Here is a 4,464-nt window from a genome sequence, read left to right on the forward strand (position 1 = left end):
CTGCCGACCAAGACCGCTATCAACACGCTGATGATCGCCGGCAGCACGACGCCGATGGCGGCCCATGCCAGTCCATAGACGGTAAATGCTTTCAATTCGCGCGAGACGGCAAAGAAGCTGTAGAAAACGGCTTTCCGTACGCCCATTTCTTTCCACATGATCAGCGGCGCCGCATACCAGAATGCCATTGCCGCCGGGAGGTAGACCACGGCGGAAAACAACATCGCCAGCGACATGCTGGAATCCTGTATTTCCTTCGGGTCAGGCGTGGTCTCGCCAGTCACGGTTTGCCAGAACAGGCCGCCATCAATCAAGGATGATGCCGCCAGCGCGATGACAGCCGCGATCAGATACAACACCCCCAGCAGCAGTAGTTTCTGCAGTGCCGGCGAGCGGAAACCTACCATCAGCAGATTCGGGTAGACGCGCTTGCCCTGCTCGATGTTCAGGCAAGCCTGCATAAAGGACATGGCGAACACCGGCACCAGGACCAGCGGCAATATCCGTCCCAGCAGCGGCACGATGTTCAGCAGCAGCATCGCGAACATATACGCCAGGAATAAGGTGGAGATCTCGGCCGGTTGCTTGCGGAACAGCGCAAACCCCTCCTTGATCCATGTCCATCCGGTTTTGGCAGGCAGTTTTTCCATTATTTATCTAATCAGTACAGGTTTGGCGCCGGATGGGCGACGCGCTGCCGCAGGATCCGCTCGAAATGGGCTGGGTCGTGCGGCGTCAGCATTTCTGCTTCGCGCGGTAAATAAAAATCGTAGAGCCGCGACAGCCAGAAGCGCAGGGCGCCGGCGCGCAGCATCGGTTGCCAGGCAGTTTGTTCGTCGGCGCTGAACTGCCGCACCGCATGATAGGCATCGAGCATGGCCCGTACCCGGCTGTCGTCAAGCTTGCCGCTGGCCAGGTCTATGCACCAGTCGTTGACCGTGACCGCCAGGTCAAACAGCCAGGTATCGCAGCCGGCGAAATAGAAATCGAAAAATCCTGTCAGCCGTTCGCCGTCGAACATCACGTTGTTGCGGAACAGGTCGGCGTGCACCGGTCCGTTCGGCAATCGGCCATACGCTTGCGAGGCAGCGAAGTTTTCCTGGAACGCCATTTCGTCGCGCAGCAGCTGTTGTCCGTCTTCTGGCAGGTAGGGTAGCACTACCGGCGTGGTTTCGCGCCACCAGGACAAACCGCGCAGATTCGGCTGGCGAATCGTAAAATCCTGCGCCGCCAGATGCATTTTTGCCAGCATCGCGCCCACGGCTGCGCAATGCACCGGCGCCGGCGCCAGCTGGCAATCGCCTTCCAGCTTGGTGACGATGGCGGCCGGCTTGCCATGCAGCGGATTGATGATCTGGCCTTGCAGGTTGGCGATCGGCTCGGGCACCAGCACGCCGCGCTGCGCGAGATGGCGCATCAGTTCCAGGTAAAACGGCAGCTGTTCGAAATTGAGATTTTCAAACACTGTCAGCACATATTCGCCGCGCTCGGTGTCGATGAAAAAATTGCTGTTTTCGATGCCGGACGAGATGCCCCGGATTGCCAGTGCCTTGCCTAAGGAAAAGGGAGGGATCCACTGCGTGAGATCGTCTAGCGTGACGGGGGTAAATACTGCCATGGGGAAAATCGGAAAAAGACAAGATTCGGACAAGGTTCAGGCCGGGTTGGAATGAATATGCGGCAAATGCGCAGCGGTTTTCCGCGCATCAGCCGCATGGCTGCTCAGGAATCGCCAGGCTAGTTCTTGGACGGCGCCACTGTCGGCGGCGGCAGTCCTGCATCGCTGTCGGTCTGCACTGCTTCGCCTGGCTTGCGGACTTTCTGGCCCAGGTCGAATTCCTTGATTTGCCATTGCGCGCCGCGCGGGATCGAATCGCCTGGCTGCAGGGTGCCGGCTTGCGATCCCGGCTTCACGTAATACGTGCTGCCGCCGCTCTCGACCTTGACTTCGCTAACCCGGCCTTGCTCACGTTTTTGCGTGATTCCGGCTGGCTCGTCGCCTGGTTTGCGGATAGTGACAGCCGGCGCTTCGCCTTCTTCCAGCTTTTGCAGCTCAGGCGGTGGCGGCGCTGCACTCTTGGACGGTTGCGGCGCTTGTTGCGCATTTACCAACAAAGGCGTTGCGAGCGAGACAATACCTGCTGCCAGCAGCTGCCAGACTTGAGATTTATTCATGAGAATTTGGCTACCTTGATCAAAACAAGATGGAAGTCTTCATTGTAACAAACCGCCAGCCCCTATAGGCAATAAGGGGCCGGGAATCTGTCAGGCGACGGCGCTGCTTACAGCAGCACGCTGGCATGGCTGTCGGATTCCGCCATGACGGTTTCGCCCGCCTCGTAGAATTTCACCACGGCGGCGAGAATCTCTGCCGGATCGTCCAGCACCTGGATCAGGTCCATGTCCTTGGCGCCGATCATGCCGTCGCCCACCAGCTGGCTGCGGAACCAGTCCAGCAGCCCGCTCCAGAAGCTGCTGCCGACCAGGATGATCGGAATGTGGCGGCATTTACCGGTCTGGATCAGCGTCAAGACCTCGGTCAGCTCATCCAGTGTGCCGAAGCCGCCGGGCAGAACGATGTAGGCATCGGCGTAACGCACGAAGGCGACCTTGCGGGCGAAGAAATGACGGAAACTCAGCGAGATGTCCTGCCATTTATTCCCGCTTTGTTCGTGCGGCAGTTCGATATTCAGGCCGACCGACGGCGATTTGCCTTCGAACGCGCCCTTGTTGGCGGCTTCCATCAGACCCGGGCCGCCGCCCGAAATCACGGCAAAACCTTCGTCGGAAAAGCGTCGTGCGATATCCTTGCACAAGGGATAATAAGGATTGTCCTCCTTGATGCGGGCCGAGCCGAAGATCGACACCGCCGGATGCAACTCGGAAAGGCGTTCGGTCGACTCGATAAATTCTGCCATAATCGTGAACATATGCCACGATTCGCGCGCCTTCTTGGAAGTTGCGCGTTCGATGTCCGTCACTTGCCGCAAACGCGGCACATTTTTTCCGTTCAATTCCATATGCAAAAAACCCTGCTGTTAGTTGATGGTTCCAGTTATCTTTACCGGGCCTTCCATGCCTTGCCCGATATGCGCAATGCTGCCAATGAACCGACCGGCGCGATGTATGGGATCATCAATATGTTGCGCCGCTTGCGCCTCGATTACCCCTCAGCTTACCTCGCCTGCGTGTTCGATGCAAAAGGTAAAACTTTCCGCGACGACATGTACGCCGACTACAAGGCAACCCGGGCATCGATGCCGGAGGACCTAGTTAAACAGATTACGCCTATTCACGCCGCCGTGCGCGCCATGGGCTGGCCGATCCTGATGGTCGAAGGGGTGGAAGCCGACGATGTGATCGGCACCCTGACCGTGCAGGCCGTGACGCACGGCATGCAGGCCATCGTCTCGACCGGCGACAAGGACCTGGCGCAGCTGGTCAACGACGATGTGACGCTGATCAACACCATGAGCAACGAAACGCTGGACCGCGCCGGCGTGATCGCCAAGTTCGGCGTGCCGCCCGAGCGCATCGTCGATTACCTGACCCTGATCGGCGATACCGTCGACAATATTCCCGGCGTCGCCAAGGTGGGACCGAAGACGGCGGTCAAGTGGCTGGCGCAATACGACACCGTCGACCAGGTGATCGCGCATGCGGCCGACATCGGCGGCGCGGTCGGCGAGAACTTGCGGCAAGTGCTGGACTGGCTGCCGAAAGCAAAGGAACTGGTGACGGTAAAAACCGATTGCGACCTGAGCGCGCACATGGTGTCGATCCCGGAATCGCTGAAGGCGCCCGAGCAGGACAAAGAGACGCTGATCGAATTGTTCACGCGCTATAACTTCAAGACCTGGCTGCGCGAACTGAGCGTAGCGGGCAATGCCGCCGACACAGCTGAGACAGGAAAACCGGCTGCGGCCGGCAGCAAGCCGGGCGCAGCAGAATCAGCCCAGAGCAGCCTGTTTGCGGCAACTGCGGCGCCAGTTGAGCGGCAGTACGAAACCGTGCTGACGGAAGCCCAGCTGGACCAGTGGCTGCAGCGCATCGACAAAGCCAGCCTGACCGCGGTCGATACCGAAACCACCTCGCTCGAGCCGATGACCGCCCAGCTGGTCGGCATCTCGCTGTGCTGCGAAGTCGGCATTGCCGCCTATATCCCGGTCGCGCATCGCTACCAGGATGCGCCGGCGCAATTGCCGCGTGAGTTCGTGCTGGAAAAAATGCGCGCGTGGCTGGAAGACGAGAGCAAGCCCAAGGTCGGCCAGAACCTGAAATACGATAGCCATATTTTCGCCAACCAGGGCGTCAGCCTGCAGGGTATCGTGCACGATACCCTGCTCGAATCGTATGTGTTCGAATCGCACCGCAGCCACGACATGGACAGCCTGGCGCTGCGCCACCTGAACCACCAGACCATCACCTTCCAGGAAGTGTGCGGCAAGGGCGCTTCGCAAATCG

Annotated in this window: 5 protein-coding genes; 1 reads left to right on the forward strand and 4 read right to left on the reverse strand. The window is 59.4% G+C overall.

Annotated features, from left to right (window positions below; translation table 11 throughout):
• From JWQ61_RS13310 to JWQ61_RS13325, 4 genes are all read right to left on the reverse strand, one after another.
• On the reverse strand, positions 1 to 650 hold a 650-nt coding region (locus JWQ61_RS13310; protein WP_304360947.1), incomplete at its 3' end, for a BPSS1780 family membrane protein.
• Between the two features lie 11 nt (positions 651 to 661).
• A complete protein-coding gene (locus tag JWQ61_RS13315) occupies positions 662 to 1,618 on the reverse strand; it encodes a homoserine kinase (protein WP_304360948.1) in 957 nt (318 codons plus the stop codon).
• Between the two features lie 119 nt (positions 1,619 to 1,737).
• Positions 1,738 to 2,175 carry a hypothetical protein gene (locus tag JWQ61_RS13320; RefSeq protein WP_304360949.1) on the reverse strand — a complete coding sequence of 146 codons (438 nt, stop codon included), beginning with the start codon at positions 2,173 to 2,175 and terminating at the stop codon, positions 1,738 to 1,740.
• Positions 2,176 to 2,282: 107 nt separating this feature from the next.
• Complete coding sequence (locus tag JWQ61_RS13325; protein WP_304360950.1) at positions 2,283 to 3,020, reverse strand: TIGR00730 family Rossman fold protein; 738 nt, start codon at positions 3,018 to 3,020, stop codon at positions 2,283 to 2,285.
• On the opposite strand from JWQ61_RS13325, the gene JWQ61_RS13330 reads away from it, so the two are divergent.
• Positions 3,021 to 4,464, forward strand: a 1,444-nt coding sequence (locus JWQ61_RS13330; RefSeq protein WP_304360951.1) for a 5'-3' exonuclease H3TH domain-containing protein, incomplete at its 3' end; no start/stop codon positions are given.

Source organism: Collimonas fungivorans (genome assembly GCF_028292705.1).
Taxonomy (GTDB): domain Bacteria; phylum Pseudomonadota; class Gammaproteobacteria; order Burkholderiales; family Burkholderiaceae_D; genus Collimonas; species Collimonas fungivorans_B.

Coding starts and splice junctions, on each gene's coding strand:
- JWQ61_RS13320 (WP_304360949.1), bottom strand. CDS start 2,175: ATGAATAAATCTCAAGTCTGGCAGCTGCTGGCAGCAGGTATTGTCTCG.
- JWQ61_RS13325 (WP_304360950.1), bottom strand. CDS start 3,020: ATGGAATTGAACGGAAAAAATGTGCCGCGTTTGCGGCAAGTGACGGAC.
- JWQ61_RS13315 (WP_304360948.1), bottom strand. CDS start 1,618: ATGGCAGTATTTACCCCCGTCACGCTAGACGATCTCACGCAGTGGATC.